Here is a 25,330-nt window from a genome sequence, read left to right as displayed (position 1 = left end):
GAAGAATTTACATTTAAAACATTTGGTACCCTCTTGTTCGTAAAGATTTAATGGTAATGCCTGAAGCTAGTGCACCTATAAAACCAGCCATTAAAATCGCAATGTCAGCTGTGGCTAAAGATAGCACTTTTGTACCTAGCTGCTGAAAAGAGTGAGCGGGATGCTGAATGTAATCAACCGCTCTTACATCATCAATAATAAAAATAAAAATCACGGGATAAATAATAGCCATAATCCAAGACATGCGAAGCAGCATATTCAACAAGAAACCGATTCCAAAAAACAAAACAAAAAACAACAAGATGGAGATAATTAGGACAGGCACACTCATTTCCATTGCTTTTCGCCTCCGTTACTCTTTATACTCTCAGTTTACTTAAGAGTAATCAAGGCGTCAATCACAGAAAAGTAAGTTAATACCAAAAAAAACAAAAGGTTCAAAGACCTTTTGCTTTTTGTTTTAAAAGAAATTAAATTTTCCTTTTTTCAATACAAGACCTGCTCCGCCTTGAAGGAAAAGCGAGCGATTATCAACAACTTTTTTCATAAAAGATGCGCTTGAACCAAATAGTTTTCGACCGTATACAACGCCAATTGCATCATCATGCCCTAAGGAACATACCGTTCCTTTAATATCTGGTTTGAACTCGCTTAATTCTTTTTGACCTTTCATCAAACGGCTAATGTTTTCAGCGCAGGTACCGCCTTGCTGCATAGCGATTTGAGCTGTTGGCGGATAAGGACGTTCTGTTTCTGGATTAATCATTAGTGAACAATCACCAATAACAAACACATCTTCATGCCCTGGTGCCAGCAAACTATTGCTTACTTTTACACGTCCGCGCATGTTTTCAAATCCAGCTTTTTCAATCACATGACTGCCTCGAACACCTGCAGCCCATACAACTGTTGCTGATTTGATTTCCTCCACTTGGTCATCTTTTGATACAATAATTCCTTCTTCTGTACATTCTTTAATCGCTGTTCCGATCTTGAACTCGATTCCTTTTCGTTCTAGCTGTGTTACCGCATATTCTACAAGTTCTGGATCAAAACCTGGTAAAGCCGTAGGCGCTGCCTCTACACAAATAACGCGTACTTTTTCACGCGGAATATCAAACTCTTTGCAGAGCTGAGGGACTCGATTTGCTAATTCTCCCACAAATTCAATGCCGGTAAAGCCAGCACCTCCAACAATAATTGTCAGAAGTTCGTCTCTTTTTTCCACTTCATTGTTGTACGTCGCAAACACATAATCAATATGTTCACGAATTTGACGTGCTGCATTAATGCTCGTAATGGTAAATGCATGTTCTTTTAAACCTTTAATTCCGAAAGTTTCTGCTTCATATCCTAATGCAACAACTAAATAATCGTACGTTAGCTCACTGTTTTCAAGAAGAACACGCTTTTCATCTAACTTAATATCCGCGACCGTGTCTTTAATAAATGTAACCTTATTTGTGTTAATTAAATTTTTAACAGGAACACGAGAGCGATCTTGATGAATTGTACCTGCTGATACTTCATGAAGCCATGTCGTTTCATAATGGTAATCGTTTTTATTTACTAAAACAATTTCCGCATCACTAGCACCCAGTTTCTTTTGTAAATTAACAATTGTCATAATGCCGCCATACCCGGCACCCAAAATGACGATTTTAGGCTTTTTCATAGGAATGTCATCCACCTTTTTTAGTTATAGTCACAAGTATGTCTTACAAATATAATGATAAGAGCAATTTTATTTGGTTTGCTTTTTTACGTTAGTTTGAGCAAGAACGATCATCGCTATCCATTTATTATTCATATAAGAAAAATAATGTGAATCACTTCACGTTCTTTTCTAAAAAAATACATTTTTCTTTTTCAAAAAAATGTAAGCATAAGTCCTAGCTTGATTTACACAAACATCTTATGCTTTTTTTATCGGTTTTTCAACCCTTCACTTTTTATTTACAAGCTTTTAAATTTTCAATTACTTTCCTGTATACCCAGTTTTATATTTGACCAAAACGTGTGGTTATGTTAATGATTGCAAATACTGATCTTTAAGTTGAGAAAGTTTCTCAAACATTCCAGCGTGTTTTAATGATATTTTATAATTTACTATGCTATCATAAAGTAGAATATGCATTGGCACAGAACAATCTAGAGGTGATTATAAATGAAAGAAGATAAACAAGTATATGATATTACCATCATCGGAGGCGGCCCTACAGGCTTATTTACAGCATTTTATGGCGGTATGCGTCAAGCGAGCGTAAAAATTATTGAAAGCTTACCACAGCTTGGTGGACAGCTTTCTGCTTTATATCCTGAAAAATATATTTATGATGTAGCTGGTTTTCCAAAAGTACGCGCTCAAGAATTAGTCGATAACCTAAAAGAGCAAATGGATCAATTTAAACCTGCAGTTGCGCTAGAGCAAGCTGTAGAAAAGGTAGAAAAACAAGCGGACGGCGTATTTCGATTAACTACTAATTCTGAAGTCCACTATTCAAAAACAATTATTATTACGGCTGGAAACGGTGCATTTAAGCCCCGTAAAATCGAGCTAGAAAACGCAGAACAGTTCGAGCAAACGAACCTTCATTATTTTGTGGATGATATGAATAAATTCAAAGGCCGCAAAGTATTAGTATGCGGAGGCGGGGATTCTGCTGTAGACTGGTCTCTTATGTTAGAGCCGATCGCAGAAAAAGTAACGTTAACGCATCGCCGAGACAAGTTCCGCGCTCATGAACACAGCGTAGAAAACTTGCATAATTCATCAGTTGATATTAAAACACCGTATGTACCGGTTGAATTTGTTGGAGATGACCGTATTACACAAGTTGTGTTAGAAAACACAAAAGGTGAAGAAAAGACAGTAGTAGACGTAGATGATGTTATTGTAAACTTTGGATTTGTTTCTTCTCTAGGTCCAATTAAAGAATGGGACTTAGATTTAGAGAAAAATGCAATTGTTGTTAACTCAAAGCAAGAAACAAACATTCCTGGCATCTATGCAGCAGGTGATGTCTGCACATATGATGGAAAAGTAAAACTCATCGTGGCAGGATTTGGCGAAGGTCCGACTGCCGTTAATAACGCTAAAGCATACATTGATCCAAAGGCTCGCTTACAGCCTATGCACAGTACATCAATGTTCTCATAAAAAAAGCAGGCTCTCGCCTGCTTTTTTTCATTGCTGGATTGGTGTAACCATTCGATGAATGATTTCACTCATCATTTCCGCATCACTGCTTATTAAACAGATTTCATAAAAGGAATGGTTTCCTTCTTGACTAGTTACGCTCATCCTGTAGGTCTTCAAACCTTCGAGCTTGCTTAAATATTTTACTACCTCTGATTGACCGGCAATACGTTCAATCAGCAGAATATGCTCTCCTTTAACTGCTCCGTAGCTTTCAGCCAGAGCTGCGTTAGCATTTTCATAATAGCGAATGTAAGGTTCAGAATGGTTAAGAGGCGCAGAGGACGAGTTTTGATGACAGGCTTCACCTGCGGAAAAAGGCAAATGTTGAACAAATAAATGCGATTCACTAAAGTGAATACTTTTTGCATCCTTAGACTCCATTTTCCTACTTTCAAGTTTTAACCAGTTTATAAACCCCCTCCATAGAATAGGCAGGGTGTTTTTTCTGCGAAAACTTCCGTAACCTCTTACTTGTTCCCCGTCGTAATGAGTCGCATCTATCAAATCCGTTCATCTCCTCTTTTTTATTGAGTATAAAAAAGACTGATTATTCAGTCAACAGATTTGATAGATGATGTAACATACAAAAATTTCTCACTAAAAAAGCTTTCTTCACCAGATGAGGTGAAGAAAGCTTTTCTATAAACATATACTTAGCACTCTTCAGGAGCACCTGCGTTGCTTGCTGTACGGAAAGAAGAGCCGCAGCCACATGCTGCAATGGCGTTCGGGTTATCAATTGTAAACCCTCCGCCTAGCATAGATTGCTTGTAATCAATTTTTACATCTCTTAAAATTGGAGCACTTTCACTATCTACAAGAATCTTAATGCCATGTTGTTCAAACAGCGTATCGTTTTCATTTACTTCGTGTGCAAAACCCATGCCGTAAGAAAGACCTGAGCAGCCTCCTCCATTTACATTAACACGTAAATAAGCATTTTCTTCTTCATGTTCTTTCATCATATCTTTTATTTGAAAGCTTGCAGCTTCTGTAATTGTTAGGATATCTTGACTCATTTTTAAACAGACCTCCTTTTTTGTTTAGTATACGACGAAATGTCTGTGACGACAAATCGTCTGCTTCTTCATTTTTTAATAATAATACGTGCCGTCACAAATCACATTGGCTGGACCTGTCATTAACACATTGCCTTTATTTTGCCAAACAATTGTTAAATCTCCTCCAGCGAGGTGTACGACAGTAGGAACATCTTTTTTCGTCTTCTCATTTAACACAGACGAAACAACAGCAGCGCATGCTCCTGTCCCGCATGCTTGAGTGATACCCGAACCTCTTTCCCATACGCGAAAGTTCAGCTCTCTTTCGTTCACTACCTCAACAAATTCAACGTTCACTCCTTCTGGGAAACGGGAATCTTTTTCAACCACAGGGCCTAATGTAGTAAGAGGCGCTTGTTCAATATCATTTACATAAAAGACGACGTGAGGATTTCCCATTGATACAGCCGTCCCTTTTAACCGTTCTTTTCCAAATTCCATCTCTTCATCAACAACTTGGTGTTGGCTTTCTCCCGTCATTGGAATTTGTTCTCTAGCTAAAATAGGCTCTCCCATATCGATTGTTACTTCTGGAACTTCATTTCCCTGCGGATGCACCGTTGCTTCTACAACTCCAGAAAGCGTTTCGATAAAGAATCTTTCGCTTGTTACTAAATTATGTTCATATGCATATTTAGCTACACATCTTAAACCGTTTCCGCAGTTTTTTGCTTCCGAGCCGTCATTATTAAATACGCGCATTTTCACATCTGCACGTTCAGATGGGCAAATAAGAATCATTCCATCCGATCCGATTCCCGTATAAACATTTGAGACTTTTACAGCAAGCGGTGCTAACTCTTGCTCTTCTATATGTTCTTCAAACATATTTACGTAGATATAGTTGTTGCCAAGTGCATGCATTTTTGTAAACTGAAATTTTTTCATATTATCACCCATTATTTTTTTATGTAGCTCTAGTATAAAGTGATTCTCTTTTGTACACAATAATATCATCCCCCGTTTTTTTAGCTCCTTAATCACAAAGATTAAGGGGTTTTTTATTTTGTCCTCCTTTGGAGTATTAAAAAATAAAATAAGCATTATGATTGCAAAGAGGATGGTTAAAGCGCACATATTTGCTCAAAAATGTATAAATAAGCACGGCAAAACTAGCCGTGCTTACATCATCTATTCTATTAGCCTCATGTCACTCTCCTGATAAAAAGGGATACGACAGCGGGGATAGTTTAAAACATTGGGTTTTCTTCTAAATGAATATAGATATTATCTACTAACTGTTCAGGTGTTTCCGCCGTAACAATCTCTCCATTTACCAAGGCAAATAAAGATTGTGAACATTTCCCGCAATAACCTAAACATCCGTATTCAATAATATCTAGATTTGGATCTTTTTCAAGCTTTTCTAAAGCTGTTTGAGAACCGCTGGCTAAATTGCTAACGCAAAATTCAATAATTGGCTGTATCACGTTTTCTCACCTCTCTACTATTAGTTTATCCTATCTCCTTTCATTTTCAACGTCAACTTTAGAAATTCACGTTCATTTCGCGCACGCTTTTTAGCTTTATAGACTTTTTTCAAAAATGCATAAATAAGCTATATTACGTGGATAGCTTGAAATTATGTTGAAACATATTGTGGTTTTTTATTAATTTAGTTATACTTTTATGTATAGAAAACCAAACGAGGTTATATTAAATTATTATTTAAGTAAAATATGTTATCTTATATAGCCTTTCATATCTTTTTGGCAACCATCCTTATTAACGGTAATTTGTACCCTCCTATTCTTAAAAGCAAGAATAATAGAGAGAAAACAAAAATGCATGAAGCTAAAGGGGAAATTCACATGAAGAACCTTGTCATACTGGGCGGCGGATACGGTGGTATGCGCATTTTGCAGCGCATTTTTCCGAATCAATTGCCTAACGATGTAGAAGTAACGCTTATTGACAAAGCACCTTATCACTCACTAAAAACTGAATTCTATGCACTTGCAGCTGGAACAATCTCTGATCAGCATGTCCGTGTTGCTTTTCCTGAACACCCTCGCTTAAAAATCCGCTACGGCTGTGTAAAACGCATAGATCTGAAAGAAAAATGCGTCTATGTGGATGATCAAATGATTGCTTACGATGACCTGATTGTAGGACTCGGATGCGAAGATAAATATCATGGAGTTCCCGGAGCTCTTGAGCATACATACAGCATTCAATCCATTGATGCTTCACGAGCAACTTATCAGACATTAAACAACTTGCCAGCCCACGCTACTGTTTCGATTGTCGGAGCCGGATTAAGCGGAGTAGAACTGGCAAGTGAGCTAAGAGAAAGCCGCCCGGATTTAAAAATCATCTTATTTGACCGCGGTAAATTAATTTTATCTGCTTTCCCAGAACGTTTAAGTAATTACGTTCAAACTTGGTTTACTTCAAACGGTGTCGAAATTGTAAATAGTGCTAATATTACAAAAGTAGAGCCTAACATTCTTTATAATCATGATGAGCCCATTCAAAGCGATGCAATCGTGTGGACAGCAGGCATTCAGCCAAATAAAGTGGTACGCGATTTAGACGTAGAGAAAGACCCTCAAGGACGCGTCGTATTGACGAAATACCATAACTTGCCTGACGATGAAAATGTCTACATTTTAGGTGACTGTGCAAGCCTACCGCATGCGCCAAGTGCGCAGCTTGCAGAAGGTCAGGCTGAACAAATTGTGCAAGTGCTTCTTCACCGCTGGAAAGGCGAAGCGCTTCCTGATGAATTGCCAACTATTAAATTAAAGGGCATACTTGGTTCATTAGGCAAAAAGCACGGGTTTGGCTTAGTTGCCGAACGTCCGATTACAGGACGCGTAGCCCGATTATTGAAATCAGGTATTCTTTGGATGTATAAACACCACAGTGGATAAAACAAAAGCCGTTAGATGACTGACAATCTAACGGCTTTTTTCGTTATGATGCGCGGAAACCATACTTCTCCATTTCCTCAAATACGCGCTTTAATTTCGGATTGCCTTCCCCAACAATTTCTCCGTTAATGACCACTACAGGATAGAATAAATCTTCTTCAATCACACGCTTAGCAAAAGCTGCTTTTTCCGGATCCGTATGCGGCTCGTTTATATCTACATACGTGATAGCAAACGGCTGATTCGGATATTTGCGAGAAATAGCTGCCTCTAGCCAATCATAGGTGTCTTTTGAAGACGGCAGGTTAACGCAGCTTGCACAAACAATTTCAGCTCCATAAATACACACTTCTACCTCAGTTGACTGCATAGCACATCCCCCTTGAATCTTGACATATAAACTGTAAGATTATTCACACTTTTACTTCGTTATGAATACTATTTTACACAAAACTGATTCATTGCACATCTTTTTCTTTTAAGGTAACATTACGATGTATACTCCGATAGATTTTTCATGAAAGACCGTTTATAATAAGAGTAGAAGAAAGGAGTCGATAGTTATGTCAGAAATGCACGAGCAAGTTCAAGAAGTATTAGAAAAACTTCGTCCGTTTTTACTTCGCGACGGTGGAGATTGTGAGCTAGTAGACGTAGAGGATGGTATTGTAAAATTACGTCTTTTAGGCGCTTGCGGAAGCTGCCCAAGTTCAACAATTACGCTAAAAGCTGGTATCGAACGTGCCCTTTTAGAAGAAGTACCTGGTGTAGTTGAAGTAGAACAAGTATTCTAATCTCTTTGATTTTATTATAAAAGCAACCTCCCATTTTATTGGGGCTTGCGAATGAAAAATCCTCATTCAAATGAATGAGGATTTTTTTATTAGCTCGTTGTGACTTCAGCTTCTACAAATACACCTTTGCGGTCAATTTGTAAAACATCTATTTCGCAGTTCGGCAGTAAAGCATACATATGTTCAGCAATCGCTTTTCCTTTTCCTTTTGGTGCTAAACATAATACACTCGGACCGGCTCCGCTTAGTGACACACCGTATGCGCCGAGAGCTTTTGCTTCTTTTCGCACAAGAGAAAGCTCTGGCACGAGTCTCATGCGATAAGGTTCGTGGTATAAATCTTTCTCCATAAATTCGCCTACCAGAGGTAAATCTTTATTTAACAGGGCTGCTACTAGCATGTTCCCGATCGCCCCAGCTTCTACTGCATGGCGATAATTAATATCGGAAGGCAGCACATCACGGGCATCCGTTGTTTTTAATTCATATTCTGGAATAGCCATCACGATATCAACATCAAATTCAGGTATTTGAGCAATATATGTTTCACTTTCATGGTGGTAACCAACAACGATGCCTCCGTAAATAGAAGGACTGACGTTATCGGGATGTCCTTCCATTAAGCTGCTGATGCGAAGCTTTTCTCTTTTAGATAAACACAAGTCACATAATACATTTGCCAGCTCAATTCCGGCTACAATAGCCGATGCGCTGCTTCCAAGTCCCCTTGCTAATGGAATGTTGCTCCAAACATTGACCTTCGCACTTGGAAGATTAATGTTAAATTGACGAGCCACGTCTTGTGCCACTTCATACATCAAGTTATCTATACCTGTAGGAATATTTTGTACTTCTTTCGTTTCAGGAATAAAAATCCATCCGTCATGACGCTCTACTGTTAATCTTAAGTAGCGGGATAAAGCCACTCCAATGGAATCAAACCCTGGCCCTAAATTAGCAGAGCTAGCTGGGACCGTAATGACAAAACGCTCATTTTCTAGCATGAAGCAACGACACCTTGGATATACTCAAATACCTTTTCTTCATCATTTGGTAAAACCACTGGCTTTACGTTATGAGCATCGATCGCTACGTTTGGATCTTTTAATCCATTACCTGTTAGTACAGCTACAACCGTTGAACCTTTTGCAATTTTACCAGAAGCTACATCTTTGAATACACCAGCAATTGAAGCGCAAGAACCTGGCTCTGCAAATACGCCTTCTTTGCGTGCAATTGTACGATATGCTTCTAAGATTTGTTCATCTGTCACTTCATCAATTTTTCCGTTTGATTCTTTTGCTGCGTTTACAGCATAATCCCAGCTTGCTGGATTTCCGATTCGAATAGCCGTTGCAATTGTTTCAGGATTTTCGATAACTTGATTACGCACGATCGCCGCTGCACCCTCTGCTTCAAAACCATGCATATGAGGAAGGGACGTTTGGTGACGCTCACTGTATTCTTTGAACCCTTTCCAGTAAGCTGTAATATTCCCTGCATTCCCCACTGGGATAGCTAAAACGTCCGGCGCTTTTCCAAGCTGTTCACAAATCTCAAATGAAGCTGTTTTTTGCCCTTCAATACGGTATGGGTTTACGGAGTTTACAAGTGCAACCGGTGATGTTTCACTTAGCTTACGAACCATAGAAAGCGCTTGGTCAAAGTTCCCTTCAATCGCTACAATTTCTGCACCATACATAACAGCTTGAGCTAATTTCCCCATCGCAATTTTCCCATTTGGAATAACAACGATACAGCGCATGCCAGCGCGTGATGCATAAGCTGCGGCAGCTGCGGATGTGTTACCTGTAGATGCACAAATAACCGTATTGCTTCCTTCTTCTTTTGCTTTTGCTACAGCCATTACCATTCCGCGGTCTTTAAATGATCCCGTTGGATTTAACCCTTCTACTTTCACATGCAAATCAATGCCTAGCTCTTTTGATAACTGAGCAAGATGAATTAAAGGCGTATTTCCTTCATGTAATGTAAGCATAGGTGTTTTCTCTGTTACAGGTAAAAATTCTTTATACTCAGCTAATAGACCTTTCCACATCATACTGTGCCAACTCCCTCTACGCGGTAACTGCTTTTTACATTTTCTACAATTGGTAAATCCCGAAGCTGCTGAAGGATTTCCTCATAATCTTTTTGAGATGTTTTGTGTGTAACCACAACAATCTCAGCTAACTCGCTTCCTTTCACAGGAAGTTGGATAATTTTTTCGAAGCTCACGCCACGCTCTGAAAATAGCGTTGTTAATTTTGCAAATGCTCCAACCTGATCTTTAACATGAATACGTAAGAAATGCTTCGAGAACATTTCATCTTCTGCTTTTAACTGTTTTGGATACTGAGGTGTTACCGCACTTTTACCATTCACACCTAAACGCATGTTTTTCATAACACCTACTAAATCGGATACGACAGCAGTGGCCGTTGGCAGGCTTCCCGCCCCTGGTCCATAGAACATAGTCTCTCCAACAGCTTCTCCGTATACATATACAGCGTTGTACTCATCGCTTACTGAAGCAAGAGGATGTGTATCTGCTAAAAGAGTTGGCTGAACACTAACTTCTACATTGTCACCGTCACGATGTGCATATCCAATCAGTTTCATCGTATAGCCTAGTTGTTTACTATATTGCAAGTCTTCTTCCGTTACTTCTGTAATTCCTTGAACACGAACATCATCCAAGTCAATTTTCATTGAAAATCCTAATGTAGCCAAAATTGCCATTTTACGAGCAGCATCTAAACCACCTACGTCAGAAGTTGGATCCGCTTCAGCATATCCTAAATCCTGCGCTTCTTTTAACACTTCATCATAGGCGCTTCCTTCTTTTGTCATTTTCGTTAAAATGAAGTTTGTTGTCCCATTTACAATTCCCATCATCTTCGTAATACGATCAGATGCTAACCCATCTGCTAATCCACGAAGGATTGGAATACCGCCAGCTACACTTGCTTCATAAAATAAATCACAATTATTTTCAGAAGCTACTGTTAACAATTCTGAGCCGTAAACCGCCATTAAGTCTTTGTTTGCCGTTACAACATGCTTTTTATTACGAAGGGCTGTTAAGATATAATCTCTTGTTTCTTCAACGCCACCCATTACTTCAATGACAACGTCAATCTCCGCGTTATGTAAAACGTCTTCAACATTCGTTGTTAATTTATCTTCACTGATCTCCACGTCACGTTTCTTATCAATATCTTTAACTACTACTTTTTTAACTTCTACAGGACACCCGACTTGATGACTTAATTTATCCTGATGATTTTCAATAATTTTGACTACTCCGCTTCCTACCGTTCCTAATCCTAATAATCCTACTGAAATACTTTTTGTCATATTCCTCACCTCTGTGTTCTTTCTACGTATACATTTGTTCTCTTATAGAGGACATTATAGACCTTATTTTTCTTTTTTACAAGGTTTACTTGCCATCTTTTCTCGTAAACTTGTTAAAAAAATTGGTATATAAAGATAAATGTAAATTTTTAAAATATTTCATTTTATTATCATAACATGGCTACTACTGTTTTTTAATAAAAAAAGACAATTTCACCGAAATGAAATTGCCTTTTTCCATTATGATTTTTTCGCAAACGCTTCTTTATTTACAATTGTAATAGGAGACTCGTTTGTGAGCACTGCTTTAATGTTTTTTACGCATAAAGAAATCATTTCCGTGCGCGTTTCGATACTCGCACTGCCGATATGAGGAAGCGCTACAACATTAGGCAATTGAAGAAGAGGGTGAGAAGCAGAAACAGGCTCTTGATCGAATACATCCAAGCCAGCTCCAGCAATTTCACCGGATTGAATCGCATGTAACAGTGCTTGCTCATCAACCACTGCTCCTCTTGAGGCATTAATAAAGATTGCAGTTGTTTTCATCTGTTCAAATGCTTCAGCATTAAATAAATATTTGGTTTCGTCCGTTAATGGTGTCAAACAAACAATAAAATCAGATCGTTCAAGCAGCTCATTTAACTCACAGTAAACTGCATCGAGCTTTTGTTCTGCTTGAAGGTTGCGGCTTCGGTTGTGGTACAGAATTTCCATATCAAAACCTGTAGCACGTTTCGCAAGTGTCTCTCCAATTTTCCCCATTCCAACAATACCTAAGGTTTTATGGTGAACATCTCTACCCGCTAACAAAAATGGGCTCCAGCTTTTCCACTGATTTTCTTTCACGTATTCAGCAGCTTCTACTAAACGTCTAGCTACACTCATTAATAAACCAAACGTTAAATCCGCTGTTGTATCAGATAAAACATCGGGCGTATTAGAAATGATAACTTCTCGTTCAGTTGCCGCTTCTACGTCAATATTATCGAATCCGACCGCCAAGTTAGCTACAAGCTTTAAATGAGGAGCTTGCGTAAGCAATTCACTGTCAATACGATCTGAAAGCATTGTTAATAGAGCATGTGCGCGCTTAGCTTTTTCACAAAGCAGCTCATGAGGAACTGCCTCATCTTCTTTATCCCACATTTCCACATTCGCTACTGCCTTTAAAGGTTCGATTAATTCATTCGGTATTTTTCTCGTAATAAATACAAACGGCTTGTCCATATGTACGCCACCTCTTTATCCTTTTTAAACTGCTTGCACAAAAACAAAATAGAAAAACGGGTTTGGATTATCCAACACCTATTTTTCTATTTTATCATATTCTATAGTAATCGCTTTTTAATGAATCCATGTTAATTCAGGAATGTGATAACGAGACGTTGAAATGCCCACCGACTGATAAAAGCGCTTGAGAAACGCTTCGTAGTGAGAAGAATGAGCTAATACCCCTTCCAGCTTCTCATAATACTTTTGTTTTTCCCGCTCATCTTGTACACTGTAGTACCCTTCAATGACCTCAAAATAATGAACAGGAAAAAGCAGTCTAGCATATAACAGTCTCCATGAAAAAGAAGAAAGTGGATTTACCTTTTCATATTCACTTAAAAACTGATGCATGTGCCTTTCATCGACAGCGTATGTTAATAAATATTGTTCCCTTATATATTCAGCTATATCTCTGCTAGGGTGATCGAAAACCCAGTCTGCCGGGAGCTTGTAAACGTGGTCTTCCCCCCATGTTTTTTGGCCGAACCGATGATGACAAATCGTTGCAGCGTCAACTGACCGGGGCAAATCGTCAATTTCCGTGTCTACTAGGTATTGAATAGCATTTTCCGTTAATCCTAGGTAATAAGGAAAAGTTTCTAAAAAACGTTTTTCCATCTCTTGATTAGGTAAAGCACGTAATCTTCCATACCAAAATTGCTCCATCTGGTCGAGACGCTTCTCCCACATGGACTTCCATTGCCCTAGCCGGTTTGCTTTTTCCACTTCATAAGGAAACAGCCTCCCTTTTTGATGAAAAACAGCTAGCTCGTGCCCAGGTGAAAAATTGGGGTTTTTCTCTTCCGCAAGACAGCGGCAAATGATAAATTTTTCAGTTTCAGTTTCTGTAATCATTTCACCATTCAAATTAGGCATAAATGTTGCCACATGGCGATCACCTTGCCCCATTAGAAATTGACTCATTTGATATAGTTCATTTAACTCGTCTTGTTCCATTTGCTTTACATTAATAATCGTATATAAAATATCTCGATACTGAAAACCTTCAAATTTACCAACGGGCATAAATTCGTTTGGACGTAATCCGTAATGCTCATAAATGGTTTGTATCATTTTAATCCCTCTCTTCATTCATTCAAGAAATTATATGATGGAAAACAACATTACTTGTCATAATATTTACGGAGGAATGAATAGATTAGAAATACACCATTTATAGTTATTTACTCCGGGTTAGTAGTATGAAACAACTTTAGACTTAAAAATATATAGAAAACAGGTGATGATACTTGGAGAAAAAACATACACAAAGTGAGTTAGAAAAAAAAGCAAGAGAATGGTTAATAGAACGCGGCGTGGCTCTTACGGACATTGCTGAACTGGTCTATTACTTGCAAAAAAAGTATCACCCAAACTTAACAATCGAAGACTGTTTATATAATGTTGAACGCGTCATTTCTAAACGAGAAGTTCAAAATGCTATTTTAACCGGTATTCAACTAGATGTCCTCACGGAAAAAAAAGTGATTGAGCCGCCTCTGTTGGATATTCTTGAGAAAGACGAAGGTTTATACGGTATCGACGAAATTTTAGCATTATCGATTGTAAATGTTTACGGATCAATCGGCTTTACCAATTACGGGTATATTGATAAACAAAAGCCGGGCATTTTAGAAAGATTAAACGATAAATCTACTGGAGAGTGCCATACTTTCTTAGATGATTTAGTAGGCGCAATTGCTGCTGCTGCTTCTAGCCGGTTAGCGCATCGGGCTGCCAGTCAAGAATAGGTTTTAAAAACAAAAAAAGCTGTCAATTGACAGCTTTTTAAATTCGATCCATCCACTCTTTTAGTGAATCTACCGTATAAGTTGGCTTTTTCTCATATCCTTCTAGTAACTCTCTTGTTGTTACCCCTGTATGGACTAATAATGTATCTAAGCCTGCATTCATCCCTGCTAAAATATCTGTATCATAGTAATCACCAATCATGATTGTTTCTTCTTTTGGCGTACCGATGACTTCAAGGGCTTGCTCCATAATAATACTTTCTGGTTTGCCAATAAATACTGGATTTGTTTGAGTAGAAACCGTAATAACGGACGTGATAGATCCATTACCAGGCAATAAGCCTCTTTCAGTAGGAATCGCAATATCTCCGTTCGTTGAAACAAAAAAGGCGCCGTTTCGAACGTTTAAACATGCTTTTGCCAATTTTTCATATGTAATTTCCTGATCCAAACCAACAACTACAAAATCCGTATCTTCCTCTTCAATGGTAAATCCTTTTTCAAGCAATGCATGTCGGATTCCTTCTCCGCCAATTACATAGGCTGAAGCGTTTGCTTTGCGTTCATGCAAATAGTTAGCTGTTGCCTGACTCGTTGTAAAAACTTGCTCTTCTGTTGCAGGAATGCCAAATGCCTCTAGCTTTTCAGCTACTTTATCGGGCGTTTTTGTTGAGTTGTTTGTTACAAATAAATAAGGAATTCCTTTTTCCTTTAATTTAATAACAAAATCACGCGCCTCGGCAATTAGCTCTGTTCCTTTGTACATTGTTCCATCTAAATCAATCAAATATCCTTTATATTCCTTCATGTTGTGTGTGATCTCCTTTCAAGTCTCATACTTGAAATCATAGCTTATTTTTTATACAACTACAACTTGCTTGCCTTTAGTTACGAAAAGCCGACACAGGCCCTAATTCTGTCTCTATATATGTCCTTACGCGCTCTGAAAATGCTGCCAGTACGTCTTTATGCTGCATCACTTTTTGATAAATATCCTGATGATTAACATCCACATATTCTTGAACAAGGCTTTTACGCAATTGAACAATCTCTTTTAATGGCGTTTCTTCCTCTTTTTTAACCACTTTCTCATCAACTAAAATATCAATGATATCGTCGTAACTGCCTGGATCTCTCATAATAAATCCATCAATCATTGCATTTCCTACATCTAAAACGTTTTCAATTAAAAGATGTACAATTCTCTCTAATGCCTTTTTCTCTATTTCTGTGTTCCAGCTCGAATGCTCAGTAAACAAACGAACGTGTTCATCAAAAAAAACAAGCGTGGCTTCTATTTTTTCACGATCTACAAAGTACATATTATTTCCTCCCTAGTTGTCAGCTCTCTATAAATCTTTTTTCATAAACAAACGGGGTTCCTGTTCTATTTTATCATGACCCATTATCCATTTGATAAATTCATTTTTGTTTTTGACCTTATTTGATATGATACAAATACAACCTATGAAAGGAGTATACCTATGAGCGAACGCTTTTATCTATATGACGATGTTGTATCTACAAAGACCCGGTTTGTCAGCTTTATGGGCGAAAATCAACGATTTGATTTAGCTATTATCCAAACCGACCGTTATTATGGCAAACAAGTTGTTCTTGATATTCAAGGAGGACGCTTTGCCATCATTGGACAAGATGACCTTGAAGAACCAAACTATCTTGAAGAAGTATTTAAATTAAATAGTGAAGACGGTCAGGAACTTCGCGAATTTTTATATGAACTCATCTAAAAAAAAAGGCAGCGTGAAGGACAATTAGTGTCTTCGGCTTGCCTTTTTTTACTTATGGACTTTTTTTAAGACAAAATACGCACAGCCAAAATTACAATATTCATGTAAATAGTCTTGAAGCGTACTAATCTTCGTATCATACGTTGCCTTTTGATTTCGGTCATCAAAAAAGCCTCGCAGTCGAAGCTGATTGTATCCCCAATCTCCCACAATATAGTCATAGCGGCTCAGCACGTCAATAAAGCGACCTCTAAACGCCTCTTCATTAAATGCTTCGCGCTCATCTTTTAATACTTCATAACAAATATTATTGATACAGACCATTGCTCACACCTCTTCTCTTAAAATTTACCATACCATAATTATGATGATGAAACCATCAATTAACATGAAATTTTTCACGTATAAGCAGCACTCTAATCCTGTAGGAGTTTTATCGGTATACCTACTGATCTTTTATGCTCCACATGAAGGTTCGCCGGTTTACCTGGCGTACGATATTTAACTACAGGAGGTGGAAATGGTGAAGAAATCTATTCTTGGAATCGCTTTGATAACAAGTATTTTAACCATTGGCTGTCAAAATAAAAACACAGCTGAAAATGAAAATTTATCACCAAACAACCCAGATGCCATTAATGTAAACGAGCCTAATCATTATTATAATCCAAATAATAATAGCGGCACAAATTATGGATATGTCCGATACACTAAAAACACAAATGAACAAAATTCCAATATGAACCAAGTAGGAACATTTAATCGAGAAGAAGCAGCCGACAATATTAGTAAACTGAGCACCGCTATCCCAAATATTAAACAAGCCGCTACGCTAGTAACGGATAAAGATGTGCTTATTGCTTATAAAACAGATGCTAAAAATAGGAATAACGCAGCCGATCAGGTAAAACGTACAGCTATGTCTGTAGTCCCTCGTTATTATCATGTATACGTCTCAGATAATCCGAAACATATGGACCAAATCGAAAATATTAGTGAAATGAATACACAAACAAATGATGCTAGAAAACGAATCGATGCCGTTATTCAACAAATGCTAAAATCTCCCCAAGGGCGTAAAATGAACGGCGGAGAAGATGCAAATGGAAGAGAGAAAAACGAATTGAATGAACCGATGACGGACAAAGATATGGTGGAATAAACAAAAAAGTTGAGACGTAACTAAAAGAATGTAATCAAAAGACGAAGAAATGAGACACATGAGCTGAACCGCTTGTGACACCGCAGTTGATTTCCGTGCAAGGCTTCGCTTTCCGCGGGCGGCCCTCGTCGCTTGCGCTCCTGTGGGGTCTCACCTGTTCCGCTGTTCCCGCAGGAGTCTTCGCCTTGCCCTCCAATCAACTGCTAGAAGGAACAAAACAGATAAATTTTACGTTAACCGTAACAAAAAAAACGAACCACTAATCAAACAGTTTGATTAGTGGTTCGTTTTTCACTTCGGCTAAACTACTTTTGTTCCAGCCTCTTTTTACCTTATTTGCTTTCTTGTGCTTTGTTTTTTGCAGCAGCGTTAACTTGCTCATCTGCATGGTAAGAAGAACGTACAAGAGGACCTGCTTCGACATGGCTGAATCCTTTTGATAATGCAATTTCTTTTAGCTCTTCAAACTCATTTGGATGGTAATATTTCTGAACTTTTATGTGCTTTTTAGTTGGCTGTAGATATTGGCCTAGCGTCATAATATCTACATTGTTCGCACGCAAATCATCCATCGTTTCAATAATTTCTTCTTTTGTTTCTCCTAGACCAAGCATGATACTTGATTTTGTAGGGATCTCCGGCTGCATTTCTTTTGCACGGCGAAGGAACTCAAGAGAACGCTCATATTTAGCACGAGCACGAACACGAGGCGTAAGGCTGCGTACTGTTTCAATATTATGGTTTAAAATATCAGGACGTGCGTCCATTACAATACGTAAGTTCTCTTCCACACCACCCATATCAGAAGGCAATACTTCAATTGTTGTGAATGGATTTTTACGACGAATCGCACGAATTGTTTCAGCTAATACGCTTGCTCCTCCGTCTTTTAAATCGTCGCGAGCTACTACTGTAATAACCGCATGTTTTAAGTTCATTAGCTGAACAGAATCCGCTACGCGTTCCGGCTCTTCTAAATCTAATTCCGTTGGCAAACCTGTCTTAACCGCGCAAAAACGACAGGCACGTGTACATACTTCTCCCAAAATCATAAAAGTTGCCGTACGACGAACAGCCCAACACTCATGAATATTCGGACATCTTGCTTCTTCACAAACTGTATGAAGGTTTTTTTCACGCATCATTTTCTTTAAGCCTGTGTAATTTTCGTTTGTGTTTAGCTTAATCTTCAGCCACTCGGGTTTGCGGACATGCTCTTCTTTTGTTGCCATATTATCAACTCCACCAATCTAGAAAATGTCTATAACCTATATGCTTAATTTTAACTACATATTAAAAACATAACTATATGTCACTTTATCATAAAAAAGTGAGATTCGACAAGTTGTCTGCTCTTTATTTTCCTCAGTTTTCTTCTATTTCCCATCCGAATGTGTGCGTTTTCATCCTCCGTATAATTTCCATTTATCTTCTGAATAAAATTCTTTAAAAAAGTTTTGAAGCGATTTCCATTAATTAATATTTATGAAATCTTTTTTCTCGCTGCAAACTAGTGTTACAAACTATTTTTAGAAAGGGGGAAACACGATGCGCAAAACGATTATCTTACTTTTTATGTTCATGTCTATATTCACAGGATGGCACCACGTAACAGCTGAATCTTCAGCAGATCAAGAAAAAATGCTTATTCAAAAGAGATTAGAGCTGTATAAACAAATGGAAGCCGCTACTACAATTCCTTGGTATTACTTTGCTGGGATTGACCAGTATGAACGAAATATTCGACGCTCTCATAAAGATATTCCAAGAGAAAAAGGTGCAATCGCCATTTATTACCCTCCAGAAAAATGGTCAGGCTCTCTAAATCCAAATTTGGAAGATACAAACCCACTCACTATTTCTCTCCTCGGGGGAATGGGTAAAGACGGGAATGGAGACAAAAAAGCAGACCAATTTAATGATGAAGATATGCTTTTTACCATGGCAGATTATATTCGGACGTTCGGGGTATCCGAAGACTATATTAAAATTGCGCTTTGGAACTATTATCACCGGGCTAAAGCGGTTGATATTATTTTAGGGAATGCTAAAATTTTTCGTCATTACGGTCGCATTGATTTAAAAGGTTCTTCATTTCCTGTGCCTCTCCGTGCGAACTACAGTTATCGCAGTACATGGGGAGATGCGCGCGGCTGGGGTGGAAAACGAATCCATGAAGGAACAGACATTTTTGCAGATTACGGAGTTCCAGTAAAATCCCCTTGCTATGGCATTATTGAGCTTAAAGGATGGAATAAATATGGAGGCTGGCGAATCGGTATTCGTGACCTTCATAATAACTATCATTATTTAGCTCATTTAAGCGGGTTTGCAAAAAATTTAAAAGTAGGGCAAATTGTAGAACCAGGAACACTCATTGGCGGAGTAGGAAGTTCCGGTTATGGACCTCCTGGAACTTCTGGGAAATTCCCTCCTCACTTGCATTATGGAATGTATAAAGATAACGGCAAAAATGAGTGGTCGTTTGACCCATATCCTCAGTTAAGAACGTGGGAAAGAAATGATCGTTTAGAACTAAAGAAAAAATAAAAAAACAGGAAGCCGACGCTTCCTGTTTTTTTATCCTGATGCTTTGCTTTCTTTTGCTTTTTTCACAGCATGAGCAATACTCGCGGCCAAGCCGCCCCATATGATGACCATCCCTACAACCATCATTGTGATTGAACTTCCATCCATTATTTGGAAACCCCCTTCTCTTTAACTGACAAACGCATCGTCCCATCTTTCCATCGTGCAAAAGAGAAAACAATTCCTAAAATAACAGCCAGAGCTGCCACGCCCCAACCAAAAGGACCTACAAAAGTCGTTGCATACTGCTCGTAATTTTCCGAAATATTTTTCCGGAAGTTATCAAACATCATATACCCAAGTACAAGTGGTGTAACGACTCCTAAACATATTTTCCACCATGATCCCATTCGGATATCAGAGACTTCATTTGCATGCTGCTGAAGGCTGCTCAACTTTTTAAATACCCAAGCAACTAATACAACTTCTACTAAGCCTGCTAAAGCAACTCCGAAGTTATTAATGAAATAGTCGACCACATCTAAGAAATAAAGTCCGCCTTGTGTTGCAAATAACAGCGAGCAAATTGAAGCGATTCCTCCGCCTATTAATACAGATTTTGTACGTGAGATAGTAAATTTATCTTGAATGCCTGCTACAAAGGTTTCAATAATTGAAATAAGCGATGTTAATCCTGCTAATGTTAAGGAAGCAAAGAATAACATTCCGAACAGCTGTTTAAAGGCCGGAAATTCATTAATAATTTGCGGGAAAACAACAAAGGCTAGTCCTACCCCTCCCTGAACCACTTTATCGATTGGGATACCTTGCTGAGTAGCCATAAAACCAAGTGCGCTAAACACACCGATTCCTGCTAGTAATTCAAAAGCGGAATTACCGAATCCAGTAATAAACGCATTATTAGTTAAATCAGATTTTTTTGGAAGGTAACTGGAATAAGTAATCATAATAGCAAAACCAACAGATAAACTAAAGAAAATTTGACCATATGCCGCAATCCAAACCTTTCCATCTCCAATTGCGCTCCAGTTTGGTTTAAAGAAAGCGTGCAGACCTTCCATTGCTCCGTCTAATGTTACTGCTCGAATGACGATGATTAAAAATAGAACAATTAGTGTTGGTAAAAAGATTTTGTTTGCCGCTTCAATTCCTTTTTTGATTCCTTTTAATAACACACCTAACGTGACAATCCATACAAGTACAAGCGGAATTAAAACATGTAATACGATGCTTCCTGTTTGTCCTGGTGCTTCAGCTAATTTTAAATAATCTCCATATAAAAACGCTTCCGTATCCTTTCCCCAGCTTAACTTAAATGAAAAGATAAAATACGACATCGCCCACGCGATAATAACGGAATAGTAAACTGAAATAAAAAAGGAAATAGCTACTTGCCACCAGCCTAGCCACTCAGCCCTTGGACTTAGTCTCGCTAATGATAAAGGAGAAGAACCTTTATATTTATGACCTATAGCAAACTCCATGATTAAAATAGGAATTCCTGCCGTCAACAAAGCAAATAAATAGGGAAGAAAAAATGCTCCTCCTCCGTTTTCATATGCAGTAGCTGGAAACCTCCATATATTCCCTAGTCCAATTGCTGAACCTGCTGCTGCTAAAATAAACCCTGCTCTTGATCCCCACTGCGGCCTATTTTCCACTGTAATTCCCCCTCTTGTTCTCTCCCTACTCTCTTTTTATCGTAGATCAACGAGAATTTTTATAATTTTTAGATTATTCTTTCTATAACTTCCTATCTCAAATTATAGAAGGGAGAAGATGGTATGTCAAAATATTTTTTATAGAAAATTCAGACAAATTATCCAATGAATAAAAGCAAGTATGAAAGTCTTTTTGAACTTCCGCACCTGCTTTTTTAATAATACTTTATCACGTTAATATAATATTGTTAATTTTTCTTCGGAAGTTCAATCGCCGGAGAAGATGAGTTTCCACCATTAAAATAGTCAGGAACATTTCCAGGAATAACGGTGCCTCCGACCGGGATTGTAGCCGTAACGGTTGTTTTTTTAGTTGCAAATGGGATAATGATTTGCATGTTTACTTTTACTTTGATAGATACTTCAAGAAACGCATTATTTATTCCATACTCTTCGATTTTTCTCACTACGTCTGTTTGAACGTCACCAATAGCATGAAATTTAACCGGAATCAGCGGACCTAGATTTCCAAGCAGCGCATTATTAGTCGCTTGCCCAAGCGGAACTTGGTATACAATTCCTTGATTCCGCAACTTTTCACTTTTTTCAATACGAATATCTGTTGGAAGTTCAAGTGCATCTAAATTCCCTTTCTCTGCTTCTTTTAAGTTAGCCTGGACAAATGACGTAGTTTGAGCTCTAACCCGATTTACAAGCGCTGTGTCAATTTTGGCTACTTGACCGTTAGGAGTAGATTCCACTTTAATGACATCTACGTCCAGTTGATCAAGTACCTGTTTATTCACCGCTTTATTAATAACTAAAGTTGCAATCTCTTTTGTTTGTGCTTCAGCATATTTCATTAACGTCGGTTCAATCCCTCTATTAATTAGCCATAATCCTACCCCTGTGGAAAGCATAAAAAAAAGAAAGGTGAGCAACAGAACGTAACGAAAAGGAAGCGGGCCTTTTCTTGTTAATTTCCGACGAAGTTTAACCAAAAAAAATCCCTCCTTACAAGCTATATGTATGCATGTATAAGGAGGTTCACGCTTCTTTTAAAAAGTTTTATCTTAAATTCTCGACTATATTAAAGCATTTTCAATAAAGCATCTTTGCCAATTGTTCCTTTAAAAATCCCTCTTTTTTCAGCTTCAAGCGTTACAGATTCAAGCGGCGCTTCAAGAAGCTGCTCAATTGTACGTACACCTACAGCTCTTCCAGCTATTATTTGACGATCAGCTAATTTATCATTTAATAGACCTACGTCTAGTGCTCCGCACATAATGTACCCTTTATCTGATGAAATTGTTAACAGAGTTGTTTTTGGGAGCAATACGGTAACTGCGTTAAACGTATGACCTTCAATTACGATAGGCGCTAAGGTAATCATAGTAACTCACTCCTTTCTTAATCAATTTATGATTTTGAAAGAAAAAAGTGAGGTTTTACATATACTTTTCTACCTATTTGACGTTTGTATTCCTTCTTCCTTGTTTATATAAACTTTTATAGAACTCAGTGCTAAAATTCATTAAAAAAATCTAATTGTTTAGGAGCTAAATTCTCATATTTAATATTTAATAAACTCATGAGCTGTTTGGCATTATGTACAGCATCTCCGCCGGAGTTATTATTAAATAACAGGTAAATGTCCTTCGTTTGCTTTTGCAGCTTTTCAAGACGTTCTTTCCACTCTAGAAGCTCTTTTTCATTGTAGCGATACAAAAACCTTACCGCTCGCCAATTGCCTTCTGCGGGCTTGTTCCAACCGTGTACGTTTCGTCCATGAAAACGTATGAGTGTTTTCTGTTTATCCGTAGCATGAATCACAATGGGAATAGATCCTTCTCCCGCCTGAGGTTCATCACAAATACCATGAATCCACTTCTCTTGTTCCATAAACGTTAGCGTTTTATCGTAGAAAAACGGCTTAAACCAAGACTGATTTCGAAACTCAAGGGCTACTGGTAAATCTCCAAACTTCTCACGGCTATATCTCAAATAGGCTACGTTTTCTTTTGTACAGTCAAACCACGGTGGCATTTGAAATAAAATCATGGCCAGCTTATTTGAACTTACGTACGGCTTCACTGATTCTAAAAATGCATGAAACATTTCTTCCTTGCTATCAAACGGATTTCCTTCTCTCATATGCCCTGTCATGCCTTGATAGGCTTTTACCACAAAACGAAAAGATTCGGGTGTATCATTCACCCACTTTTCTACATTTGATTTAGGTTGAATTGCATAAAAAGATGAATCGACTTCAACAATTGGAAAATGGCCTGCGTATACGGCAAGCTTGTCTCTTGATGAAACACCCGCTTCATATAATGAATCATGATCTCCCCAGCCTGTGACTCCAATATAAATCATGCCATTCCTCCTCTATTTTCTTAGCATCGCTTTTCTTTATTTTAATACAAACGATACAAAAAAACCCGTTTGCATAAACAGCAAACGAGTTTTTATCTATTATTAACCGATTGAACCTTCCATTTCAAATTTGATTAGACGGTTCATTTCTACTGCATATTCCATTGGAAGCTCTTTTGTAAATGGCTCAATAAAGCCCATTACAATCATTTCTGTCGCTTCTTCTTCAGAAATACCGCGGCTCATTAGATAGAATAATTGTTCTTCAGATACTTTTGATACTTTCGCTTCGTGTTCAAGTGAGATGTTATCATTTAAAATCTCATTGTACGGAATTGTATCAGAAGTTGATTGATTATCCATAATCAGCGTATCACACTCAATGTTCGCACGTGCACCTTCTGCTTTACGGCCGAAGTGTACGATACCGCGGTATGTTACTTTACCGCCTTGTTTCGAAATTGATTTTGATACGATCGTTGAAGATGTGTTCGGTGCTAAGTGAATCATTTTTGCACCAGCATCTTGGTGCTGTCCTTTACCAGCAAGTGCAATAGATAATGTCATACCACGTGCACCTTCACCTTTTAAAATAACAGCTGGATATTTCATTGTTAACTTAGAACCGATGTTTCCATCAATCCATTCCATTGTTGCGTTTGCTTCACAAACCGCGCGTTTTGTTACAAGGTTGTATACGTTGTTCGCCCAGTTTTGAATTGTTGTATAGCGGCAATACGCGTCTTTTTTGATAATGATTTCTACAACGGCACTGTGAAGAGAGTTTGTTGTATAAACAGGTGCTGTACAGCCCTCTACATAGTGGACGTGTGAGCCTTCATCAGCAATAATTAACGTACGCTCAAACTGTCCCATATTTTCAGAGTTAATACGGAAATAAGCTTGTAACGGTGTATCTACTTTTACGCCTTTTGGTACGTAAATGAATGATCCACCAGACCAAACCGCTGAGTTAAGAGCAGAGAATTTGTTATCCGTTGGCGGGATAACTTTTCCAAAATGCTCACGGAAAATATCTTCGTTTTCTTTTAGTGCCGTATCTGTATCTTTAAATACGATACCTTGCGCTTCAAGATCTTCTTTCATATTGTGATAAACCACTTCAGATTCGTACTGAGCTGATACACCCGCAAGATACTTTTGCTCTGCTTCAGGAATACCAAGTTTATCAAACGTTTGTTTAATTTCTTCAGGAACTTCATCCCAAGAACGTTCAGACTTCTCAGATGGTTTTACGTAGTACGTAATTTCGTCAAAGTCTAAGCTTGCCATGTCTCCGCCCCACTGTGGCATTGGCATGTTGTAGAAGTGCTCTAGAGATTTCAAACGGAAGTCAAGCATCCATTGTGGTTCCTCTTTCATACGAGAAATTTCTTCTACGATTTCTTTTGTTAAACCGCGTTTAGAGCGGAAAATTGATACGTCTTTATCGGAAAATCCATATTTATAATCGCCGATTTCTGGCATTTTTTTAGCCATCTTTTATT

The 25,330-nt window shown here is 38.1% G+C and carries 29 protein-coding genes; 7 read left to right on the top strand and 22 right to left on the bottom strand.

Annotation, left to right across the window (positions count from 1 at the left end; genetic code table 11):
* Positions 1-13 precede the first annotated feature (13 nt).
* Positions 14-337: a YuiB family protein gene (locus SB717_RS20705; protein ID WP_013059616.1), complete on the bottom strand. Its 324-nt coding sequence runs from the start codon at positions 335-337 to the stop codon at positions 14-16.
* 123 nt (positions 338-460) lie between these two features.
* Positions 461-1,675, bottom strand: a complete 1,215-nt coding sequence (locus SB717_RS20700) for an NAD(P)/FAD-dependent oxidoreductase (protein WP_045291584.1) — start codon at positions 1,673-1,675, stop codon at positions 461-463.
* A gap of 492 nt (positions 1,676-2,167) precedes the next feature.
* Here SB717_RS20700 and SB717_RS20695 point away from each other — a divergent pair, with 492 nt between their 5' ends.
* Positions 2,168-3,160 (top strand): NAD(P)/FAD-dependent oxidoreductase, encoded by a 993-nt coding sequence (locus SB717_RS20695; RefSeq protein ID WP_410904576.1) that lies wholly within the window; start codon positions 2,168-2,170, stop codon positions 3,158-3,160.
* A gap of 27 nt (positions 3,161-3,187) precedes the next feature.
* Here the strand turns inward: SB717_RS20695 and SB717_RS20690 are convergent, their stop codons facing one another.
* The 4 genes from SB717_RS20690 to SB717_RS20675 all read right to left on the bottom strand — a co-directional run bounded on the left by SB717_RS20690 (position 3,188) and on the right by SB717_RS20675 (position 5,693).
* Positions 3,188-3,706: a hypothetical protein gene (locus tag SB717_RS20690; protein ID WP_074681652.1), complete on the bottom strand. Its 519-nt coding sequence runs from the start codon at positions 3,704-3,706 to the stop codon at positions 3,188-3,190.
* 149 nt (positions 3,707-3,855) lie between these two features.
* Positions 3,856-4,221, bottom strand: coding sequence for a HesB/IscA family protein (locus SB717_RS20685; RefSeq protein WP_045291588.1), 366 nt, complete (start codon positions 4,219-4,221; stop codon positions 3,856-3,858).
* Positions 4,222-4,296: 75 nt separating this feature from the next.
* Positions 4,297-5,151: a diaminopimelate epimerase gene (gene dapF / locus SB717_RS20680; RefSeq protein ID WP_074681911.1), complete on the bottom strand. Its 855-nt coding sequence runs from the start codon at positions 5,149-5,151 to the stop codon at positions 4,297-4,299.
* Between the two features lie 302 nt (positions 5,152-5,453).
* Positions 5,454-5,693 carry a YuzB family protein gene (locus SB717_RS20675; RefSeq protein ID WP_013059622.1) on the bottom strand — a complete coding sequence of 80 codons (240 nt, stop codon included), beginning with the start codon at positions 5,691-5,693 and terminating at the stop codon, positions 5,454-5,456.
* 381 nt (positions 5,694-6,074) lie between these two features.
* Here SB717_RS20675 and SB717_RS20670 point away from each other — a divergent pair, with 381 nt between their 5' ends.
* On the top strand, positions 6,075-7,139 hold the full coding sequence (locus SB717_RS20670) for an NAD(P)/FAD-dependent oxidoreductase (RefSeq protein ID WP_074681912.1): 1,065 nt from the start codon (positions 6,075-6,077) through the stop codon (positions 7,137-7,139).
* A gap of 43 nt (positions 7,140-7,182) precedes the next feature.
* Here SB717_RS20670 and SB717_RS20665 read toward each other — a convergent pair whose 3' ends face one another.
* The gene (locus SB717_RS20665) at positions 7,183-7,509 is read right to left on the bottom strand and encodes a YuzD family protein (protein ID WP_028412620.1); all 327 of its coding nucleotides are present in this window, start codon (positions 7,507-7,509) and stop codon (positions 7,183-7,185) included.
* Positions 7,510-7,702: 193 nt separating this feature from the next.
* On the opposite strand from SB717_RS20665, the gene SB717_RS20660 reads away from it, so the two are divergent.
* Positions 7,703-7,933, top strand: a complete 231-nt coding sequence (locus tag SB717_RS20660) for a NifU family protein (RefSeq protein ID WP_013059625.1) — start codon at positions 7,703-7,705, stop codon at positions 7,931-7,933.
* Between the two features lie 89 nt (positions 7,934-8,022).
* Here SB717_RS20660 and thrB read toward each other — a convergent pair whose 3' ends face one another.
* The 5 genes from thrB to yutH all read right to left on the bottom strand — a co-directional run bounded on the left by thrB (position 8,023) and on the right by yutH (position 13,642).
* Positions 8,023-8,937: a homoserine kinase gene (thrB, locus tag SB717_RS20655; RefSeq protein ID WP_410904575.1), complete on the bottom strand. Its 915-nt coding sequence runs from the start codon at positions 8,935-8,937 to the stop codon at positions 8,023-8,025.
* Complete coding sequence (thrC, locus tag SB717_RS20650) at positions 8,931-9,992, bottom strand: threonine synthase (RefSeq protein ID WP_026106720.1); 1,062 nt, start codon at positions 9,990-9,992, stop codon at positions 8,931-8,933. The genes thrB and thrC overlap by 7 nt, the downstream gene beginning before the upstream one ends.
* The gene (locus tag SB717_RS20645) at positions 9,992-11,293 is read right to left on the bottom strand and encodes a homoserine dehydrogenase (protein WP_013059628.1); all 1,302 of its coding nucleotides are present in this window, start codon (positions 11,291-11,293) and stop codon (positions 9,992-9,994) included. The genes thrC and SB717_RS20645 overlap by 1 nt, the downstream gene beginning before the upstream one ends.
* Before the next feature lie 240 nt (positions 11,294-11,533).
* A complete protein-coding gene (locus SB717_RS20640) occupies positions 11,534-12,523 on the bottom strand; it encodes a 2-hydroxyacid dehydrogenase (protein ID WP_410904574.1) in 990 nt (329 codons plus the stop codon).
* 117 nt (positions 12,524-12,640) lie between these two features.
* Positions 12,641-13,642 carry a spore coat putative kinase YutH gene (yutH, locus tag SB717_RS20635; protein ID WP_028412623.1) on the bottom strand — a complete coding sequence of 334 codons (1,002 nt, stop codon included), beginning with the start codon at positions 13,640-13,642 and terminating at the stop codon, positions 12,641-12,643.
* Between the two features lie 176 nt (positions 13,643-13,818).
* On the opposite strand from yutH, the gene SB717_RS20630 reads away from it, so the two are divergent.
* Positions 13,819-14,319, top strand: coding sequence for a phosphatidylglycerophosphatase A family protein (locus tag SB717_RS20630; protein WP_013059631.1), 501 nt, complete (start codon positions 13,819-13,821; stop codon positions 14,317-14,319).
* A 37-nt stretch (positions 14,320-14,356) separates the two neighbouring features.
* Here the strand turns inward: SB717_RS20630 and SB717_RS20625 are convergent, their stop codons facing one another.
* Both SB717_RS20625 and SB717_RS20620 read right to left on the bottom strand, forming a co-directional pair.
* Positions 14,357-15,127, bottom strand: coding sequence for a TIGR01457 family HAD-type hydrolase (locus tag SB717_RS20625; RefSeq protein ID WP_074681658.1), 771 nt, complete (start codon positions 15,125-15,127; stop codon positions 14,357-14,359).
* 76 nt (positions 15,128-15,203) lie between these two features.
* Positions 15,204-15,641 carry a DUF86 domain-containing protein gene (locus tag SB717_RS20620; protein WP_410904573.1) on the bottom strand — a complete coding sequence of 146 codons (438 nt, stop codon included), beginning with the start codon at positions 15,639-15,641 and terminating at the stop codon, positions 15,204-15,206.
* 162 nt (positions 15,642-15,803) lie between these two features.
* On the opposite strand from SB717_RS20620, the gene SB717_RS20615 reads away from it, so the two are divergent.
* Positions 15,804-16,070: a DUF3055 domain-containing protein gene (locus tag SB717_RS20615; protein WP_071269732.1), complete on the top strand. Its 267-nt coding sequence runs from the start codon at positions 15,804-15,806 to the stop codon at positions 16,068-16,070.
* 48 nt (positions 16,071-16,118) lie between these two features.
* On the opposite strand, the gene SB717_RS20610 is transcribed toward SB717_RS20615, so the two are convergent.
* Positions 16,119-16,394, bottom strand: coding sequence for a YutD family protein (locus SB717_RS20610; RefSeq protein ID WP_013059635.1), 276 nt, complete (start codon positions 16,392-16,394; stop codon positions 16,119-16,121).
* A 196-nt stretch (positions 16,395-16,590) separates the two neighbouring features.
* Between SB717_RS20610 and SB717_RS20605 the strand changes: the two genes are divergently transcribed.
* Positions 16,591-17,232 carry a YhcN/YlaJ family sporulation lipoprotein gene (locus SB717_RS20605; protein ID WP_410904572.1) on the top strand — a complete coding sequence of 214 codons (642 nt, stop codon included), beginning with the start codon at positions 16,591-16,593 and terminating at the stop codon, positions 17,230-17,232.
* A gap of 332 nt (positions 17,233-17,564) precedes the next feature.
* Here the strand turns inward: SB717_RS20605 and lipA are convergent, their stop codons facing one another.
* Positions 17,565-18,464 (bottom strand): lipoyl synthase, encoded by a 900-nt coding sequence (gene lipA, locus SB717_RS20600; protein WP_074681660.1) that lies wholly within the window; start codon positions 18,462-18,464, stop codon positions 17,565-17,567.
* Between the two features lie 316 nt (positions 18,465-18,780).
* Here lipA and SB717_RS20595 point away from each other — a divergent pair, with 316 nt between their 5' ends.
* On the top strand, positions 18,781-19,782 hold the full coding sequence (locus SB717_RS20595) for a M23 family metallopeptidase (protein ID WP_071269738.1): 1,002 nt from the start codon (positions 18,781-18,783) through the stop codon (positions 19,780-19,782).
* A 30-nt stretch (positions 19,783-19,812) separates the two neighbouring features.
* Here the strand turns inward: SB717_RS20595 and SB717_RS20590 are convergent, their stop codons facing one another.
* The 6 genes from SB717_RS20590 to sufB form a co-directional block, all read right to left on the bottom strand.
* Entirely contained in the window at positions 19,813-19,929 is a 117-nt protein-coding gene (locus tag SB717_RS20590; protein WP_016765823.1) for a methionine/alanine import family NSS transporter small subunit, read from the bottom strand.
* Positions 19,929-21,443, bottom strand: a complete 1,515-nt coding sequence (locus tag SB717_RS20585) for a sodium-dependent transporter (RefSeq protein WP_410904571.1) — start codon at positions 21,441-21,443, stop codon at positions 19,929-19,931. Before SB717_RS20585 ends, SB717_RS20590 begins: the two co-directional genes overlap by 1 nt.
* Positions 21,444-21,691: 248 nt before the next feature.
* Positions 21,692-22,444: a sporulation protein YunB gene (gene yunB, locus SB717_RS20580; RefSeq protein ID WP_013085335.1), complete on the bottom strand. Its 753-nt coding sequence runs from the start codon at positions 22,442-22,444 to the stop codon at positions 21,692-21,694.
* Positions 22,445-22,533: 89 nt separating this feature from the next.
* Complete coding sequence (locus SB717_RS20575) at positions 22,534-22,836, bottom strand: YunC family protein (protein WP_013059641.1); 303 nt, start codon at positions 22,834-22,836, stop codon at positions 22,534-22,536.
* Between the two features lie 131 nt (positions 22,837-22,967).
* Complete coding sequence (locus tag SB717_RS20570; protein WP_074681662.1) at positions 22,968-23,822, bottom strand: DUF72 domain-containing protein; 855 nt, start codon at positions 23,820-23,822, stop codon at positions 22,968-22,970.
* Positions 23,823-23,924: 102 nt separating this feature from the next.
* Positions 23,925-25,322, bottom strand: coding sequence for a Fe-S cluster assembly protein SufB (sufB, locus tag SB717_RS20565; RefSeq protein ID WP_013059643.1), 1,398 nt, complete (start codon positions 25,320-25,322; stop codon positions 23,925-23,927).
* Between the last annotated feature and the right edge of the window lie 8 nt (positions 25,323-25,330).

This window comes from Priestia sp. SIMBA_032 (genome assembly GCF_046535215.1).
Classification (GTDB): domain Bacteria; phylum Bacillota; class Bacilli; order Bacillales; family Bacillaceae_H; genus Priestia; species Priestia aryabhattai.
This window is presented reverse-complemented; position numbering and strand designations above follow the sequence as displayed.

Coding starts and splice junctions, on each gene's coding strand:
- SB717_RS20705 (WP_013059616.1), bottom strand. CDS start 337: ATGGAAATGAGTGTGCCTGTCCTAATTATCTCCATCTTGTTGTTTTTT.
- SB717_RS20700 (WP_045291584.1), bottom strand. CDS start 1,675: ATGAAAAAGCCTAAAATCGTCATTTTGGGTGCCGGGTATGGCGGCATT.
- SB717_RS20695 (WP_410904576.1), top strand. CDS start 2,168: ATGAAAGAAGATAAACAAGTATATGATATTACCATCATCGGAGGCGGC.
- SB717_RS20685 (WP_045291588.1), bottom strand. CDS start 4,221: ATGAGTCAAGATATCCTAACAATTACAGAAGCTGCAAGCTTTCAAATA.
- dapF (WP_074681911.1), bottom strand. CDS start 5,151: ATGAAAAAATTTCAGTTTACAAAAATGCATGCACTTGGCAACAACTAT.
- SB717_RS20670 (WP_074681912.1), top strand. CDS start 6,075: ATGAAGAACCTTGTCATACTGGGCGGCGGATACGGTGGTATGCGCATT.
- SB717_RS20665 (WP_028412620.1), bottom strand. CDS start 7,509: ATGCAGTCAACTGAGGTAGAAGTGTGTATTTATGGAGCTGAAATTGTT.
- SB717_RS20660 (WP_013059625.1), top strand. CDS start 7,703: ATGTCAGAAATGCACGAGCAAGTTCAAGAAGTATTAGAAAAACTTCGT.
- thrB (WP_410904575.1), bottom strand. CDS start 8,937: ATGCTAGAAAATGAGCGTTTTGTCATTACGGTCCCAGCTAGCTCTGCT.
- thrC (WP_026106720.1), bottom strand. CDS start 9,992: ATGTGGAAAGGTCTATTAGCTGAGTATAAAGAATTTTTACCTGTAACA.
- SB717_RS20645 (WP_013059628.1), bottom strand. CDS start 11,293: ATGACAAAAAGTATTTCAGTAGGATTATTAGGATTAGGAACGGTAGGA.
- SB717_RS20640 (WP_410904574.1), bottom strand. CDS start 12,523: ATGGACAAGCCGTTTGTATTTATTACGAGAAAAATACCGAATGAATTA.
- yutH (WP_028412623.1), bottom strand. CDS start 13,642: ATGATACAAACCATTTATGAGCATTACGGATTACGTCCAAACGAATTT.
- SB717_RS20625 (WP_074681658.1), bottom strand. CDS start 15,127: ATGAAGGAATATAAAGGATATTTGATTGATTTAGATGGAACAATGTAC.
- SB717_RS20620 (WP_410904573.1), bottom strand. CDS start 15,641: ATGTACTTTGTAGATCGTGAAAAAATAGAAGCCACGCTTGTTTTTTTT.
- SB717_RS20615 (WP_071269732.1), top strand. CDS start 15,804: ATGAGCGAACGCTTTTATCTATATGACGATGTTGTATCTACAAAGACC.
- SB717_RS20610 (WP_013059635.1), bottom strand. CDS start 16,394: ATGGTCTGTATCAATAATATTTGTTATGAAGTATTAAAAGATGAGCGC.
- SB717_RS20605 (WP_410904572.1), top strand. CDS start 16,591: ATGGTGAAGAAATCTATTCTTGGAATCGCTTTGATAACAAGTATTTTA.
- lipA (WP_074681660.1), bottom strand. CDS start 18,464: ATGGCAACAAAAGAAGAGCATGTCCGCAAACCCGAGTGGCTGAAGATT.
- SB717_RS20595 (WP_071269738.1), top strand. CDS start 18,781: ATGCGCAAAACGATTATCTTACTTTTTATGTTCATGTCTATATTCACA.
- SB717_RS20590 (WP_016765823.1), bottom strand. CDS start 19,929: ATGGATGGAAGTTCAATCACAATGATGGTTGTAGGGATGGTCATCATA.
- SB717_RS20575 (WP_013059641.1), bottom strand. CDS start 22,836: ATGATTACCTTAGCGCCTATCGTAATTGAAGGTCATACGTTTAACGCA.
- SB717_RS20570 (WP_074681662.1), bottom strand. CDS start 23,822: ATGATTTATATTGGAGTCACAGGCTGGGGAGATCATGATTCATTATAT.
- sufB (WP_013059643.1), bottom strand. CDS start 25,322: ATGGCTAAAAAAATGCCAGAAATCGGCGATTATAAATATGGATTTTCC.